The sequence below is a fragment of the Lactobacillus sp. W8174 genome, assembly GCF_016100975.1.
Classification (GTDB): domain Bacteria; phylum Bacillota; class Bacilli; order Lactobacillales; family Lactobacillaceae; genus Lactobacillus; species Lactobacillus juensis.
Genome location: NZ_JACFRN010000002.1, coordinates 138,960 through 154,756 on the forward strand (window position 1 = coordinate 138,960; position 15,797 = coordinate 154,756).

Genomic DNA, 15,797 nt, shown 5'->3' on the forward strand with positions numbered 1-15,797 from the left:
CCCTTTTTATTTTCTCTGCTCGTCAATATTTTGTATAATCGACTAAGAATAAATGAGGAGGTAATCCTGGTGGCACAATTGTCTTTATTCCTAGTTGTTTTGTTTGCCTTAATTGTTCCTATCTTAATGGCCCGATTAAAGGTAAATGCTGTTCCTACGGCCGTTGCCGAAATTATCATTGGTATTATTCTTGGTGCCAGTGGTTTTAACATTGTACAGCCAACACATGACCTCGCGTTTTTATCAAACTTGGGCGTCATTTTGCTATTGTTTTTGTCGGGGATGGAAATCAACTTTGATTTACTGAAACCTAAGCATAAGCAAGAAAAAAAGCAGGATCAAATTTCACCCTTTAAAATTGCATTAGAGGCGTTTTTAGGCGTAGCCGTGTTATCTGTCTGCCTGGCATTAGTTTTAAAATGGTTTGGCTTATTTGGCGATACGATGCTTGCAACCATTATTTTCATGACGATTGCACTGGGAGTAGTAATTGCGACCTTAAAAGAAAAGGACATTTTAAATAGGCCGATAGGTCAGACGATTTTATTAACTGCAGTATTAGGAGAAGTAATTCCGTTAATGCTATTGACGGTTTATGCTGCGATTAATGGTGGCAATACCGGACAATTGTGGCTTATTATTTTGCTTTTTGGCGTAGCTATTTTGCTGTTGTGGCACTTTAAGCAGCCATATCTGTGGTTTGTTAAAGTGACCAAATCAACTACGCAGTTAGATGTTCGTTTGGCCTTTTTCTTAATTTTTGCTTTGGTAACAGTTGCTGAAAGAGTCGGAGTGGAAAATATTTTAGGGGCCTTTTTAGCTGGCATTGTAATGAAGTTGTTGGAGCCTAGTCAGGAAACTGCTGATAAATTGACTTCAATTGGTTATGGCTTCTTTATTCCTATTTTCTTTATTATGACGGGGGTTAAACTCAATTTAAGATCACTTTTGGCACATCCAAACTCTTTAATTCTGTTACCAATATTAGTGCTGTTTTTATTTCTGGCAAAATTGCCTGTTGCGTTAGTTTATGCCAAAAAGTTTGGTTTAAGAAATGGTTTTGCGGGTGGCTTTTTGACCGCGACTACGATCACCATTGTTTTACCAACTTTAGCAGTGGCCAGAAAATTAAATGTTATTACACGCTTGCAATCAGATGTTTTTATCTTGGCTGCAGTAATAGTTTGCATTTTTTGTCCGATACTTTTTAATGCAATATTTAAGTTAAAAGCTGAGGATCGTATCAAGGAAAAAGTGGTAATTATAGGCACCAATGCTTTAACAGTTCCAGTTATGCTTGATTTGCATGATAATTGGTATTCAGTTCAAATGTATACTACTAGTAATGAACACTATAATATTTATAAGAGTCGTGTGCCGGATTTAAAATTATTGCCAAAACTGGATGAAGCAAATCTGCGTCAATCTGATGTTTTTACCGGGAATATATTTGTTGCGGCTATGAGATCTGACGAAACCAATTTACGACTGGGACAACTGGCAAAAGCTAAAGGTAATTTCAAACGGATTATTATTTGTCAAAAGCGTGCTGACATTGCCAAGGTGGAACAATTGCGCAGCAACGGCATGGAAGTCTTTGACTTAAGCAATGTTACTTCTTCATTGCTGCGAGCACTGATAGAATCGCCCGCTGTTTATAATGTGCTGAGCGATACCAAAAATGCGGTCTATTCTGTTGTTGTCCGCAACAGGCAGTATTCAGGCCTTCAATTAATGGATTGGGATATAGCAAGTGACATCACTGTCAGTCGTATTCGCCGAGGACAAGAATGGCTGGTCCCGCATGGACATACGGTTATTGAAATGGGAGACGAATTGATATTTACTGCTAAGTATCAGGTTGCTGATCGTATTCGCAGAGTTATCGGCAATAAGTAATTTTATCAATTAAAAAGCGGTTTGCTGTTATGATAACTGAATTTGAGACACTTTATTAGAATTTAACTACGGAATAACTTAAAGGATAGCACAAGAGTTAGTCCTTTTTGACTGACACGTTTTGATAAATTGTAAAACTATAGGAAATAATTTAATATTATTAAAAAGCAAATTACTTAATTGTAATATACAAAACACTTACTATTAAAAGAGCAAAAATTAGAATAATTTTTGCGAACACGTATGACAGAAAATAATAATTTATTAAAACTCTAGTCTTTTTTTTGGGTGTTTATAGTGCTAAAATAAATCCTATGTAACTCAATAAGAGTTATAGCGTTCTTAAGTCTGTATAGCTAGGGGCGTCGAATTTGTCAATGGAAAAAGGAAGGCTCAGAAAAATGAGTAAAAATAATTTTTATAAGAAAATGATAGTTTCCGTAGCTGGTGCAACATTATTAGCTGTTGGTGTTAATCAGTTACCAACTAACGCTTTAAGTAGTGCCCCAACTGAAGTTAGTGCAGCTAAGAAGGCCGCTAAGACCAAGAAGGTTGGCGCCAATTCTGCTGTTTACAAGCTAAAGGGCAAGAAAGTAGTTAAAACTAAGAAAACAGTTAAAGTTGGTCAAAAAGTAACAGTTCTTGGCAAAAAGACTGTTAAAGGCAAGGTTTACTACAAGATTGGCAAGAACCAATATATTAAGGCTGTTAATGTTACTGGTAAGGCTGCTAAAGTAGCTAAGAACACAGTTTTAGTTACCAGAAGTGGCAAGGCTTTGAAGAACGGTAAGGTTCGCAAGGGACAAAAGGTTAGAGTCTTTGGTAAGGCTGTCAAAATTAAGGGCAAGAAGTACTACTCAACTTCAGCAGGATACATTAAAGCAAGTGCTTTAGCTAAGAAGAAGACTGAAACAACACCAACTTCAACCCCATCAACTAGTTCAAATGGTTCTACTGGTTCAAATGGTTCAACTGGTTCTAACGGTTCAACTAGCTCAAATGGTTCTACTGGTTCTAACGGTTCAACTAGCTCAAACGGTTCTACTGGTTCTAACGGTTCAACTAGCTCAAACGGTTCTACTGGTTCAAATGGTTCAACTAGCTCAAACGGTTCTACTGGTTCAAATGGTTCAACTAGCTCAAACGGTTCTACTGGTTCCAACAGTTCAACTGGTTCAACCGGATCCAACGGTTCAGCTAGCTCAACCCCTTCTAAGTAATGAGTAATCATTAATTTGCTTTTTATATTAAATTATTGAGTAAATTTAATATCATAATTAAAGAGGTCTTAGAAGTTTTTTGAAAAACTTGCTTTTACAGGTTTTTCAAAATTCTCCGGCCTCTTTTTTGATACAAAAAAACGCAACTTTCTCAACTGGAGAACTGATTGCGTTTTTTAGTCATTAATATTAATTATTAGAAACAGATTGCTTTGCTTTAGCTAATACATCCATGACAGCTATGCTATGCTCGTACAAATCATTTGCTTTCTGTGTATCGTGGGTATCAATAATTTTCACAAAGTCTGTAAACTCACTTGCCATTCGATGATCAAACTGATTGAAGTTGAACTTACTGCTATCACCATGTCTGTGTTCAACCATGAAGCTTTTAATAACACCAGTTGAACCATCAAAGTAGATGGTTCCTTTTTCACCCTCAATAAATGATCTGGGAGTAGTATAGCTGTCTTTTGCAGCAATTAAAACTGCTTGTTTATCAGGATAAACTAAATTAAGTATGCCCGAAGTATCAACTTGTTTTTGCATTACTGGATAATATTGCACTTTTTCCGGCTTACCGAACAAACCAACTGCTAAGTGAATATTGTAAATGTTCAAATCCGTGAGAGTTCCACCATCTTTAGCAGGATCGAATACAGGTGCAATTTTTCCTTGCAAAAAATCATCATAGCGACTGGAATATTGCGTATAGTTTAAAGAAATAATGTGAATAGGTGCAATTTCAGCTAATTGCTGTTTAATCGCTTTGAAATTTGGCAGGTGAATATTTGTGATGGCCTCAACAATGATTAAACCATTTTTATCAGCTATTTCTTTAAGTTCTTCAGCTTGAGCAACAGTTTCTACATATGGTTTTTCACAAATAGCATTTTTGCCTGCAAGAAGAGCTTCTTTTACGATTTCATAATGTAAAGAATTAGGCACGGCTACATAAACTGTATCGACATTTTCATCGTGACACAACTGCCCGTTATCAGCAAATACCTCTTTAATGTTGTATTGTTTAGCTAAGTCTTTGGCAATAGGCTGACTACGTTGAGTAGTGGATATTGCTGCAAGTTCAAGGCCTTTAATTTTAGCAGCAGTCGTTAAAAAATCGTGAACAATTTTACCACTGCCAATAATTCCTAATTTCATTTTTGGACCTCCGATTACTAATGAAAATATTTAAACGACTCTATAGTCATTTTATCTCATTAAGTAACCTAAAAGCACCATAATTATGATAGTTAAATATTTACTAAAAATAGTTGTTTTCATATAAAGACCTTTACTTTATTGCTCAAATTAGTTTGCAGAAGCTGGAGTGGCGTTCTTGACTTCATCTGGTAACTTCAAAGAGTCGAAATTACCGAAGCCAAAGATTCTAAAGTTGAATGAAGCTGGCATTTTTTTGTCGTAGTTCATTTTAAAAGAAGTAGCAGTGCTTGTTATTTTTTTATCTTTGATTTTAAAAGTAACATTACACTTGCTGAGTTTAACGTGCTTTTTGAACGACTTGAGATCTACCTTATAGTCTTTAAAAATTTTGTTCAGAAATTTACTTGCCTTAGTAATATTGACATTACTTTTGAGGGTATAAACTCCATCTTTATGACTAAGTTTGGCATTTTTGCTCAAATCAGTAGTGATGCTTTTAGCAAATTTCTTCAGATCGCTGCTATATTTTTTTATATCAGTTTTGGCAGTATCAGCGTCTGCAATAGGTGTATATTGCCATTTGCCATCTGCTTTGGTGTAGACACGTTTTGCGTCCATATCAATCCATTGCTCTACTGTTTCAGCGTGTTTGCCAGATTTTACTTTGGTAGTGGCTTGAACTAGTTCAGGCTTGGTGGTAAAAGCACCATGAGAGTCGAAATTTATTTTTTGCTTACCACTTTTAATCTTTGTACTGGTAGTATATTGGCCACTAGTTTGGTTGCTCTCTTTCTTTTTAACAATTGCAATAGCCTGCTTTTTTGATAATGCTGCATCGACTGTTTTTGCATGAGTTAGACCACCACCAACTAAAGTGGCAGACAATAACATAGCCGTTAAAAATTTCTTCAATTTCATTGTGGACATCTCCTTTTTAATATTCTTATTTTGCCTTAAGGAAATTATATAGCATTTTTAGTCAAGTTGATATAAAAACTTGTCCGATTTTTCACCGTAACAACAGTAGTCTTGACGCAATAGAGTTTAAAAATGATGAGAATTGTTTTGTACATTAATGAGAGTATGATTTTTTGATTTTTAAAATAAATTAGGTTTTGCAAATCAGGGTTTTACCACTGGGTCATCAACTATATTAGGTATTTTGTATAACAAAAACTCCGAAATTTTTCGTTTCGGAGTAACCGTTATATTTTACTTAGAACTATTTTTTCTTTTTGTTTGTTTTAGGCAGTGGTTTGGCATTAAGGGCATTGGTAGGTATCTTTAAGAAGTCTTTGCTGCCCATGTTGCCATAACTTTGTCCAGCACTGAATTGCATTAGTTTATTTACTCTAATTTTAACTAGATATTGAAAGCTATACATCTTTTTATTTTTAACCACAAGTTTTGCAGTCATACCTTTAATTTTGCCCAATTTGACTAATTTATGATAGATGGTTTTTTGCTTGGGACTTTGAGTATTGGTAGTAAATATTGGATCTAATGCATCTTTCATCGTTTTCTGGTCTGTGATGTTCGCTTTTAAAGTATAAGTGTGACCTTTTCTAGTCATTTTATAAGCGTTAGTCAGAGCCTTAGGTGGATCCATTAACATTGAATTATTAATTATAGAATCGAGTAAATCAGCGTAAGAGTGCCCGGTTAATTTGTTAAAATCCGCTTTATACCAGTCACTTGAGCCGTTAATATAAACGTGATTGGAATTGTCAACCCATTCTTGCGAAGATTGTGTTTTACCTTTAGCTTGCGTTTGGTAGTTAAGTTGAAATACGGTAGGATTGCCACCAAAAAGGGCAGTTGTAGCAACAATTTGCTTGGAAGTATCGGTACCAAGGGTTACGATCTGCTTAGCTTGTCCGCTCTTAAATGATTTCTGTGAACATTTAATTACTTGGCTTTTAGTTAAAATCGGTTCGCTTTGCTTTTTCTGCTTGGAGCATCCGCCTGCAGCAAGCGCTGCAACTAAGCTCAAGCCCATTAATATTTTTTTGAATTTCATAGTGAGTTAGATATTCTCTTTTCTTATAATCATCATTATATCTATTGTATCGTAAAACTTGTATTTAAAAAACGATTTTTAGCACTAAACCCTATGAAAACAAAATGTAAATGTGTAAAATAGTAAGTGAAACATTTAATTTGCAAAGGAGATATTTCATGTCAAAATTAGTTTTGATTCGTCACGGACAAAGTGAATGGAACCTTGAAAATAAATTTACTGGCTGGATTGATGTAGATTTATCAGAAAAAGGCGTTGAAGAAGCAAAGAACGCAGGTAAGTTAATTAAGGAACATGGTCTGCAGTTCGATCAAGCTTATACATCTGTTTTAACTCGTGCCATTAAGACTCTACACTATGCTCTAGAAGAAAGTGGCCAACTTTGGGTTCCCGAAACTAAGAGCTGGAGATTAAACGAACGTCATTATGGCGGCTTGCAAGGCTTAAACAAGAAAGCTACTGCTGATAAATACGGTGATGAGCAAGTTCACATTTGGCGTCGTTCATATGATGTTTTGCCACCAAAGATTGAGGATGACTCTAAATACAGCCAAGTTCATGATCGTCGTTATGCCGATCTTGATCCCCACATCATTCCTCGGACTGAAAATTTAAAGGTTTGTTTGGAAAGAGTTATGCCTTTCTGGGAAGACCACATTGCTCCAGACTTGTTAGCTGGCAAGAACGTTATTATTGCAGCTCATGGTAATTCACTTCGTGCCTTGACTAAGTACATCGAAAACATTTCTGATGCTGATATTATGAACTTGGAAATGAAGACCGGTGAACCAGTAGTTTACACCTTTGATGACAAGTTGAATGTCACTAACAAAGAAAAATTAGACGACTAATTTTAAGCTAAAAAATAAAATTCCTAACTTTCACGGTTAGGAATTTTTTAGTAGCCATAGTTTATTTGTGAATTTTGACAGCATGGTCAAGCTTCCGACCATATTGTTCAGCATATTCTTTTAATTTTGGGTCATCTTTTGTTAATTCATCAAGCAATTTTTCTGTTTCAGTTTTCATTTTTATTCCTCTTTATAATATCTTTTCTGATAGTTTTACGGATTCCTATTAGACAAGATATGTAAAAACTTACAAACCATTTTTATCATAATAGCTAAAGATAACTTCTTTAACATAGTAGCATAATATGCTATCAGGTTTAAATTGATTTATTTAATTTTGTCCTCACGCATTTTGCTAAGTAAAAGTAGAGTTAACTAGAAAGATAACAAATAAATGGTAATTTACTTAGTGCTTTGACTAAATATATCGCAATTTTTTTGAATTGTTTTTTAAAATATAGACAGAACGTAAGTTTTGTATAAATTTGCTTAAATCACACTAATTTCGGGCAAAATAGTGTTATAGTAAAACCAAGAAATCTAGATTTCTTGGTTTTACTGAAGGGGAGAGGGTGCATACATATGACCGAAACTGCTGATAAAAAAACCGCAAAATTTGTTTTTGACAACGTATTAGATTTAGCTGGGTATTTAGAACATAGACTGGATAATCCTACACCGCTGAAAATTCAAAAAACCTTGTATTTTTTGTGGGCTTTTTATTCAGCTACATACGGCAATATTCAGTACAGTACTGATGATCAAAGCGAGTTTGATCTGCAAGATGGTGCTTATCCTCCAGAGCTGTTTGAACCTGACTTTGAAGCATGGAGATACGGTCCAGTCATAAATAAAGTATATGCGGCCTATAAAGGCGATGAAATTAAAAAACTTAATTCAAAAGAAATTCAAGATAAAATTTCTACAGGTGAATCCGAAAAGAGAGAAGTTCTATTATTTATTAATAATTTAGTAGATCAGATTAATGAAGTAAATGATTTCGGTTTAGTTCAGAGATCTCATAAAGACAAGGCTTGGAAAGATGCGTATAACGAAAATGAGCAACACTGTAAAATTGATAGTAACCAAATAAAACAGGATTATATCAATTATATAGGTGAGTAAAAATGAAGAAACATAAAAGTTCAAATAAGTCTTTTAACAATTTGAACTTTTTTAATCAAGATAAGAAATCCCAATCTAATAAAAAGCTTAATGGTCTGAGCTTTTTAACAGATGAACAAAAAGTGAACAGTGATTCTAACCTTGATGGCTTAGATTTTTCTTCAACTGTCAAAAAAATTGAGTTTCCTTTAAATGCCCAATCAATAAAGCCTAAAGTAGCCTTCTTACATTGTTGTTTAAACAGTCTAAAAATAGCAAATCTTTTCTTTACAAATTATATTTATGGCTCAATGGAGAATTATAATGATTCGATTGGGATTAACATTGAAAATATTTTTTGTAATTCTGAAGTAGTTAATAACAAATTGAGATTGATTAATTTGTCTTTGAAAAATGGAAAGAGAATTAATGCAATCTTTAGTGCCTGCATTAACATTGATTTTAAAAGGTATGCGATATATGAATCTTATATCACTAATGAATACACTCAGGTTAGTGATGGGGCAGGTAAAGGAAAATTTAGAGCTTTTTCCGTATATGATGTGGAAAATATCAATAGTGAAAAAGAAGAAAGCTGGTTAATTGTTTTTCTGCTGGATCCACATCATTTGGTTTGTCCTGTTCCTAGTAAGGGTAAATCTCGTGACGAGATAAATGAAATAGAATATCAAAAAGTAAAGGACTTTAATTGCTCTTTAGAAGAATTGTTTCAAAAGAAAGTAAGTAGAAAGGCAATAAAAAAAGAACTTATAAACTGGCTAGACTAACTTTTACAAGAAGTATCTTTTATACCAAAATTCAGTTACCTAGTTACTACAGTTAGAGAATATTGCTGCACTAGACTAGAGCTTTTATTTGAATAGTTTAATCAAAAAGCCCCCTTTATTAGAGATTATAAGTCTAAATAAGGGGACTTTTTGGTATGTGTTCTAATCCGGTTCATTAATGTTTAAAATGGCATCGAAAACGCTTTGGGGCAACTTAATATCGCTTTTAACAGCTTGTCTTTTATTTAAACTTTGTCTGCGTAAAAGTTGTTGCTTTTTTGAGATGCTTCTTTTTTCACCGTTCACAGCTGCATTTTTGCGTAAAGGCGGCACGTCAACTCTCGCAATTGATTTATTTTCCACCATTGCTTGCACCGGCATCGGGTATAGACGACGTGGAACCGTATATTTTAATTTTTTGACCAACTTATGGGCGATCAAATCGGCTTTTTGGCGTGGCACAATAATATCGAGAGCATCAACAGCGGCATAGTTGATCTGAATTTGAATTTTGACTACATCAACCAGTTCGTAATCCAGAAATTCGGTATCAAGCGTAGCAAACCCATGAGTAATTGATTTTAAGCTGTTGAAAAAGTCATAGGCAATTTCAGAAACAGGCAGTTTGTATGTTAATGTGACTAAATCTTGTTGATTGTCCAAGTCAACCATTTCCCCAAAATGCTGGTCACATAATTTCATGACTGCTCCTAAATATTCATTGGGCGTGGTGATAACTGCTTTGACATAAGATTCAGTGACGTAATCAATTTCAGAAAAGTCAGGAAATTTCGCTGGATTGGTGATAGTGAGGTATTCCTGCTTAGGCTGAGGCTGCTTGAGATAAACATGATAGGTTGCATTCGGTGCAGTGGTTAATACTTCCACATGATATTCATCGCGCAGTCGTTCTTGGATTATTTGCAAGTGAAAAATGCCTAAGAAACCGCAGCGAAAGCCAGCATCAAGAGCTTCAGACTGTTCGGGAGCGTAATGAAAAGCGGAATCATTGAGAGCTAGCTTACTAATAGCTTGTTTTAAAGCTTCATAACTGGTATCTCCTTTAGGATAAAAACCGGCATAAACCATTGATTGTGCTGGCTTAAAGTGGGGAATGGCATTTTTAGTAGGATTTTCTGCAGTGGTTAAGGTATCGCCAACCTGGACGCTGGCGACATCTTTAATTCCAGTCACAATATAGCCGACTTCTCCCGCATTTAATTCTTTTACTGGCTGCATGTTTGGTGTGAAAATCCCTATTGCTTGCGCATTAAATGTGTTGCCGCTCTGCATTAGCTGCAATTTTTGCTGGTTCTTTAACTGACCATCAATTAGTCTGACATCCGCGATAATTCCCTGGTAGGAATCATACTGTGAGTCAAAAATCAGTGCCTTAAGTGCTGCATCGGGTTTTCCCTGAGGGGCTGGAATTTTTTGATAAATTGCTTCTAATACTTGATGAACATTTTCTCCTGTTTTAGCAGAAATTTTTAAAATATCCACATCAGCAAATTCGGGACGCAGCGCACGTATTTGTGCCTCCGTTGCCTCTACGTCTGCCGCTGCATTGTCAATTTTGTTAATCACCGGAATGATAGTCAGATTATGTTTTAAAGCTAAACGCAAATTGGCTACGGTTTGTGCTTGTACACCCTGAGTTGCATCGACTAGTAAAATAGCGCCATCACTGGCAGCCAGACTTTTAGAAACTTCGTAAGTAAAATCAACGTGCCCTGGGGTATCGATTAAATTGTATTCGTATTCCTGACCGTTGTCCGCTTGATAAAAGTTACGCACTGACCTTGATTTGACTGTTACACCATGAGCCTGTTCAACTTCCATGCTGTCCAAAAGTTGGTCACTTAACTGCCTTTTGCTGACAGTATCAGTTTGTTCCATAATTCTGTCAGCTAATGTTGATTTACCATGATCAATATGAGCAATTATGGCAAAATTTCTAATATTAGCAAGTTTCATTTTATTTTGCTCCTTTCAGTTTTTGCTCTAAGCCTTGTAAATAAAAGAGCATTAATTGATTGGCTTCTTGTTCGAGGTCGATTTGAAAAACTTTAAAATCAACGGGTAATTGATCATGGTGAAACTCATCCAGGTTCATCATATTCATTAGTCCGCTAATAATTGCACTTTGAATGATGAAAAGGTGACTGGCTTGCTTAACGCTAAGCAGTGGAATTCTTTCGGCTATTGCTTGTCCCAGTTTCCTGTTTATTTCGTAGAGTTTTTCGCGACCAGCCAATGTCTGTTCTCTGTCAGCGGCAGTTTCTAAAATTGGACCACGTAGCGCGTTAAGCCGTAATAAATCAGTTCTCTGACTAATTAACAAATGGTTTTGCTCTAGTATAAAAGAGCAAAAATCAGCCCAAGAAGTGATATTTTTAGTTTTTTGAAAACGCTGAAGAACTTCCGTGAGGTAATCTTGGTAACCAGAAAGCAATAAGTACATAAAGATATTTTCTTTAGTTTTAAAATAATTAAATAGTGTGCCTTTGGCAACGCCAGATTCACGGGCAATTTGCGCCATAGATATTTGGTTAAAATCATTTTTTTGAAATAACTTGCTGGCAGCAGCTGCAATTAGCTGTTTTTTTGCTTCTTTTTCTTTGGGAGTCAAGACATACATAATGGCAGATATACTCCTTTCATTCAATAATGACCAACGGTCATTTTACAAATAATTACCAATTTTTGCAAGAAAAAACCATCTTTATATGAAGATGGTTTTCATTGCTGATTTAATTATTAATGTATTTCTTTAATTGCTCATTTTTCAGACCAGCACTTAAACCAACTAAGAGCTTAATTCTGGCTTTTTGTCCATTGAGACCGCGGCAGAAGATAATGCCCATTTTGGCTAATCCGACACCGCCCCCTTGATAATCATAAACTGGTTCAGCAATACCGTTAAAACAACGGGAAACCAATACCAGGGGAATTCCATTATCAAGCAGTTTTTGCAATTCAGGTAATGTTTGCGGTGGCATGTTACCGGCACCTAAAGCTTCAATTACTAACCCGTTTGTTGATGGCTTGTTTAAAGCTTGAAAGATCTCTGGTCCCATTCCTGCATAGGCCTTTACTAAATAAACATTTGCAATAATGTGGTCAATTGGTAAGTGTTGCTGGGGATTGATGGTTTGCACGTAATTAACGTGGCCTTCAGATACAACGCCTATAGGACCAAATGTGGCTGTGCGAAAAGTAGCAACATTTGTAGTATGGGTCTTCGTAACATAACGGGCAGAATGAATTTCATCATTCATCACAACTACAACACCTTTGCCAATAGAAGCATCAGAACTGGCTACCATGATTGCGGTTCTGAAATTGTACAGCCCGTCGCTGCCAATTTCATTAGAAGAGCGCATAGCTCCAGTTACTACCACAGGCATTTTACTGGAAATGGTTAAATCTAAAAATAAAGCTGTTTCTTCCAGGGTGTCTGTGCCGTGAGTCACGACTGCCCCGAAAAAGCCTTCGGCTTCTGCTTGGCGGATCCGCAGAGAAAGTTGCAACATGCGCTCTGGTGTCATATGAGGAGAAGGCAAGTTGAAAATTTCTTCAGTAACTATCTGGACATCGTCATTAACGTTTAAAGAGAGGTCAGCCAAGGGATTTTGACTGTTAGGCTTAATTTTGCCATTTTCATCTTCTGACATTGAAATGGTGCCACCAGTATGTAAGATCAGAATTTTTTTACTCATATAGGTTTTTGCTCCTGTAATTTCTTTAATTAATACTTTTACAGGTTAGCATAAAATTAGGGATGCAGAAACCGTTAAAGACCATAGATTTTAGACATAAAAAAGCAGCCAGACAAAAAGGCCAGCTGCTTTAAATTAAAGGTTTTAATCAGTGAAAATTTCTTTTGCCAAATCAAAAGCAGACCAAGCCTTCGGCCAGCCACAATAAAATGCCAAATGAGTAATCAGTTCGACCATTTCGTCTTTCGTAATGCCGTTCTTTTTTCCAATAATCATATGTGATTTGAGTTGAGGAAAAGCTCCTTGTGCCATTAATGCGGCACAGGTAATTAAACTACGGTCACGAGCAGACAACTTGTCCTCTCTTGACCAGACTTCACCAAATAAAACATCATCATTCAATTCCGCAAACTTAGGTGCAAAATCACCTAAGTTATCTCTACCGGCTGTTTGCTTTTTCATTTTTAATCCTCCAATTTTTCATATTCTTCATCTGTGACTGGCTCCAACCATTTTGGTGTTCCCGCAGTGATAGCAATATGCGCAAACCAACTATTTTTGGTAGCACCATGCCAGTGCTTAACACCGTCGTGAACAACTACTACATCTCCCGGATGTAATTTACGTGCAGTCTTGCCTTCTTCTTGATACCAGCCTTCGCCAGCGGTAGCTAATAAAATTTGAAAACCGCCCATATGCTGGTGCCAGTTGTTGCGACAACACGGTTCAAAACTAACGTTTGAGACGCTTACGTTAATCTTAGGATCATTGACCAAGCTTTGCAGGTAACTCTGGCCAATAAAATATTTTTGATAAGCAGTATTCTTTTCACCCAAAGCAAAAATACCATTTTGCACATCATCTTTGTGATTGTCCATATTGATTCTCCTTTTTACCTTATTTATATGATTACTTTAGTACTTAATGTGTGCTTTAAGTCAAGTTATTTTAACAGTAAATATGAGTTAAATTATATTTATTAATAATTAGTTATTGATTTGTGAATTTATTATTTTGTTAAAAAGTAACGTGATAAAATTAACTTGTTAAATGAAAGCGATTTTATTAAGGAGATTAATATGATTTATCATAAAAACTTTGAATGGGATGCAAATTATGATGTTGTAGTCTTAGGCTTTGGCGGTGCTGGCGCTACTGCAGCACGGTTTGCAGCTGACCATGATGCTAAAGTACTGCTGGTTGATTCGGCTCCAGAGGGTCATGAAGGCGGTAATACTCGTTATTCGGCTCAATTAATTGGTTCTGGCGATGACTTTAATGAAATGAAAAAGTATTATCAAAAACTAACGGCGCCAATGGAACTTGACGAAGATATGATTGATACTTATGTTGACGGTATGGTGCACATTCCTGAATATGTTTCTAAATATTTGGGTGTTAAGCCAAATAGTGCTAAGGAATATGCCACTGATAAAAGTATTACTATCATAGAATATCCGGAATTTCCAGGTTCAGAGTCCTATGATTTAACCTCTGTAACTAAACATTGGTTTGATGCTGCCTTATGGCAGATTTTAAAGAAGCAGGTAGTAAAGCGACAAGACAAAATTGATGTTTTGTATGGGACACCTGCAGAAGAACTAGTTCAAGATCCGGAAAGCAAAAAAATTTGTGGCGTGGTTATTAAACGCGATGGTAAACTATTAAAGGTTCAAGCAAAAAATGGTGTCGTGCTGACTACCGGCGGTTTTGAAAATAACCAAAGAATGATTGAAGACTTTATTGGCGCCAAAAAGCTGGCACCTTTAGGCAGCCTTTATAACAAAGGTGATGGGCTGAGAATGGCCCAGGAAGTTGGCGCTGATTTTTGGCATTTACATAATTATGAATCTGTAGGCCTGCTTCATGGCATGGCTTTTGCAGTGCCGAAAGGTCAACGTGGCCGTTTAATGCTGGGAGCTCAAAATGAAGCTGTTTCTAACGGTAGTGTTTTTGTTATAGGTGATGACGGTACCAGATACTTTAATGAAATTGAAGAAAACCGCCACGGTCACATTAAGAATCATGGTCAATGGAAAGTACCACTAAACCAAGAACACCCATACTTGATTTTTGATGAAACGAAAAAGCATGAATTAGATAATGATAAAATTATTGGCGATTACAAGCCGTACACAGAAAATGTTATCAAGGCTGACTCTGTTTCCGAATTAGCCGATAAAATTGGGGTTGAACCGGCAGTTTTGTCTGATACTCTCAATCGTTTTAATAAAGCATGTCAAGAACAAGACGATCCCGAATTTAGAAGAGATCCAGCTACTTTGCGTGCGTTTGACGGTAATACAATTTATGCCGTCAAACTGGAGCAGACAATGCTTAACACTCAGGGTGGTCCAAGAAGAAATAAGAATGCGGAAATTTTGGATACCAGAGGCAAAGCTATCCCTAATCTTTATTCTGCTGGTGAACTTGGCGGTATCTGTGCTAACCAATACCAAGGCGGCAATAACTTGGCAGAATGTTTGATTTGGGGCAAGATTGCTGGAGAAAATGCGGCTAAACCAAAGGTTGATGAAGCAACCGATGCAGCAAGCGGTGCTACTATGCATGAAAAGCATTTAACTTCAGATCTTAAACATGAAACCTATGAAACAGGAGAGAACCAATATATTGGTAAATCTACTAAAGGCATGGGTGATGAAATAGTTGTCAGGGTAACTGTTGATGAGCAAAAGAACCTAAAGAATATTGAAGTTTTGAAACAGGCTGAGTCAGATGACTATGGTTTGAAAGCTATTAAGACTCTGCCTGCTAAGATGGTTCAGGAAGATACCGTTGATGTTGATGCAGTCAGTGGTGCTTCGAGTTCATCACGTGGTCTCAAAGACGCAGTTAGGGATGCGCTAAGTAAAATAAAGTAGTAAGTATTGCTAAAAAGGGTCATTAAAATTAAATGACCCTTTTGTATAGCTCAAAGCAGTAACTAATAGGACAGTCTTTTTTAAGTACGTTAATTTTTAGTATAATATACATAGGAAGAAAATTTTTAGTTGATTTGATGAGGTAAT

Annotated in this window: 14 protein-coding genes; 6 read left to right on the forward strand and 8 right to left on the reverse strand. The window is 36.1% G+C overall.

The window, feature by feature from the left end:
• Positions 1 to 69 precede the first annotated feature (69 nt).
• Both H3U49_RS03675 and H3U49_RS03680 read left to right on the forward strand, forming a co-directional pair.
• The gene (locus H3U49_RS03675; protein WP_198179776.1) at positions 70 to 1,899 is read left to right on the forward strand and encodes a cation:proton antiporter family protein; all 1,830 of its coding nucleotides are present in this window, start codon (positions 70 to 72) and stop codon (positions 1,897 to 1,899) included.
• Between the two features lie 401 nt (positions 1,900 to 2,300).
• On the forward strand, positions 2,301 to 3,119 hold the full coding sequence (locus H3U49_RS03680) for an SLAP domain-containing protein (protein WP_198179778.1): 819 nt from the start codon (positions 2,301 to 2,303) through the stop codon (positions 3,117 to 3,119).
• Positions 3,120 to 3,308: 189 nt separating this feature from the next.
• Here H3U49_RS03680 and H3U49_RS03685 read toward each other — a convergent pair whose 3' ends face one another.
• From H3U49_RS03685 to H3U49_RS03695, 3 genes are all read right to left on the reverse strand, one after another.
• Positions 3,309 to 4,280, reverse strand: a complete 972-nt coding sequence (locus H3U49_RS03685) for a Gfo/Idh/MocA family protein (protein ID WP_198179780.1) — start codon at positions 4,278 to 4,280, stop codon at positions 3,309 to 3,311.
• Between the two features lie 150 nt (positions 4,281 to 4,430).
• The gene (locus H3U49_RS03690) at positions 4,431 to 5,201 is read right to left on the reverse strand and encodes a hypothetical protein (protein ID WP_198179782.1); all 771 of its coding nucleotides are present in this window, start codon (positions 5,199 to 5,201) and stop codon (positions 4,431 to 4,433) included.
• A gap of 304 nt (positions 5,202 to 5,505) precedes the next feature.
• Positions 5,506 to 6,303, reverse strand: a complete 798-nt coding sequence (locus tag H3U49_RS03695; RefSeq protein WP_198179784.1) for a DUF6612 family protein — start codon at positions 6,301 to 6,303, stop codon at positions 5,506 to 5,508.
• Between the two features lie 158 nt (positions 6,304 to 6,461).
• On the opposite strand from H3U49_RS03695, the gene H3U49_RS03700 reads away from it, so the two are divergent.
• The 3 genes from H3U49_RS03700 to H3U49_RS03710 all read left to right on the forward strand — a co-directional run bounded on the left by H3U49_RS03700 (position 6,462) and on the right by H3U49_RS03710 (position 9,046).
• Positions 6,462 to 7,154 (forward strand): 2,3-diphosphoglycerate-dependent phosphoglycerate mutase, encoded by a 693-nt coding sequence (locus tag H3U49_RS03700; RefSeq protein WP_034978190.1) that lies wholly within the window; start codon positions 6,462 to 6,464, stop codon positions 7,152 to 7,154.
• A gap of 582 nt (positions 7,155 to 7,736) precedes the next feature.
• Positions 7,737 to 8,279, forward strand: a complete 543-nt coding sequence (locus tag H3U49_RS03705) for a Panacea domain-containing protein (protein ID WP_198179786.1) — start codon at positions 7,737 to 7,739, stop codon at positions 8,277 to 8,279.
• Positions 8,280 to 8,281: 2 nt separating this feature from the next.
• The gene (locus H3U49_RS03710) at positions 8,282 to 9,046 is read left to right on the forward strand and encodes a hypothetical protein (protein WP_198179788.1); all 765 of its coding nucleotides are present in this window, start codon (positions 8,282 to 8,284) and stop codon (positions 9,044 to 9,046) included.
• Positions 9,047 to 9,208: 162 nt separating this feature from the next.
• On the opposite strand, the gene lepA is transcribed toward H3U49_RS03710, so the two are convergent.
• The 5 genes from lepA to H3U49_RS03735 form a co-directional block, all read right to left on the reverse strand.
• Entirely contained in the window at positions 9,209 to 11,023 is a 1,815-nt protein-coding gene (gene lepA / locus H3U49_RS03715; protein WP_198179790.1) for a translation elongation factor 4, read from the reverse strand.
• Between the two features lies 1 nt (position 11,024).
• Positions 11,025 to 11,687, reverse strand: a complete 663-nt coding sequence (locus H3U49_RS03720) for a TetR/AcrR family transcriptional regulator (protein WP_232347617.1) — start codon at positions 11,685 to 11,687, stop codon at positions 11,025 to 11,027.
• A gap of 112 nt (positions 11,688 to 11,799) precedes the next feature.
• On the reverse strand, positions 11,800 to 12,768 hold the full coding sequence (locus tag H3U49_RS03725; RefSeq protein ID WP_198179792.1) for an asparaginase: 969 nt from the start codon (positions 12,766 to 12,768) through the stop codon (positions 11,800 to 11,802).
• Positions 12,769 to 12,912: 144 nt separating this feature from the next.
• Entirely contained in the window at positions 12,913 to 13,230 is a 318-nt protein-coding gene (locus H3U49_RS03730; protein ID WP_034978182.1) for a carboxymuconolactone decarboxylase family protein, read from the reverse strand.
• Positions 13,231 to 13,232: 2 nt separating this feature from the next.
• Positions 13,233 to 13,646, reverse strand: a complete 414-nt coding sequence (locus tag H3U49_RS03735) for a cupin domain-containing protein (protein WP_198179794.1) — start codon at positions 13,644 to 13,646, stop codon at positions 13,233 to 13,235.
• A 201-nt stretch (positions 13,647 to 13,847) separates the two neighbouring features.
• Between H3U49_RS03735 and H3U49_RS03740 the strand changes: the two genes are divergently transcribed.
• A complete protein-coding gene (locus tag H3U49_RS03740; protein WP_198179796.1) occupies positions 13,848 to 15,650 on the forward strand; it encodes an FAD-binding protein in 1,803 nt (600 codons plus the stop codon).
• Positions 15,651 to 15,797 lie beyond the last annotated feature (147 nt).

Bases quoted from the DNA above. Each gene is read 5' to 3' on its own strand.
- H3U49_RS03680 (WP_198179778.1), top strand. From the start codon at position 2,301: ATGAGTAAAAATAATTTTTATAAGAAAATGATAGTTTCCGTAGCTGGT.
- H3U49_RS03685 (WP_198179780.1), bottom strand. From the start codon at position 4,280: ATGAAATTAGGAATTATTGGCAGTGGTAAAATTGTTCACGATTTTTTA.
- H3U49_RS03690 (WP_198179782.1), bottom strand. From the start codon at position 5,201: ATGAAATTGAAGAAATTTTTAACGGCTATGTTATTGTCTGCCACTTTA.
- H3U49_RS03695 (WP_198179784.1), bottom strand. From the start codon at position 6,303: ATGAAATTCAAAAAAATATTAATGGGCTTGAGCTTAGTTGCAGCGCTT.
- H3U49_RS03700 (WP_034978190.1), top strand. From the start codon at position 6,462: ATGTCAAAATTAGTTTTGATTCGTCACGGACAAAGTGAATGGAACCTT.
- H3U49_RS03705 (WP_198179786.1), top strand. From the start codon at position 7,737: ATGACCGAAACTGCTGATAAAAAAACCGCAAAATTTGTTTTTGACAAC.
- H3U49_RS03710 (WP_198179788.1), top strand. From the start codon at position 8,282: ATGAAGAAACATAAAAGTTCAAATAAGTCTTTTAACAATTTGAACTTT.
- lepA (WP_198179790.1), bottom strand. From the start codon at position 11,023: ATGAAACTTGCTAATATTAGAAATTTTGCCATAATTGCTCATATTGAT.
- H3U49_RS03720 (WP_232347617.1), bottom strand. From the start codon at position 11,687: ATGTATGTCTTGACTCCCAAAGAAAAAGAAGCAAAAAAACAGCTAATT.
- H3U49_RS03725 (WP_198179792.1), bottom strand. From the start codon at position 12,768: ATGAGTAAAAAAATTCTGATCTTACATACTGGTGGCACCATTTCAATG.
- H3U49_RS03730 (WP_034978182.1), bottom strand. From the start codon at position 13,230: ATGAAAAAGCAAACAGCCGGTAGAGATAACTTAGGTGATTTTGCACCT.
- H3U49_RS03735 (WP_198179794.1), bottom strand. From the start codon at position 13,646: ATGGACAATCACAAAGATGATGTGCAAAATGGTATTTTTGCTTTGGGT.
- H3U49_RS03740 (WP_198179796.1), top strand. From the start codon at position 13,848: ATGATTTATCATAAAAACTTTGAATGGGATGCAAATTATGATGTTGTA.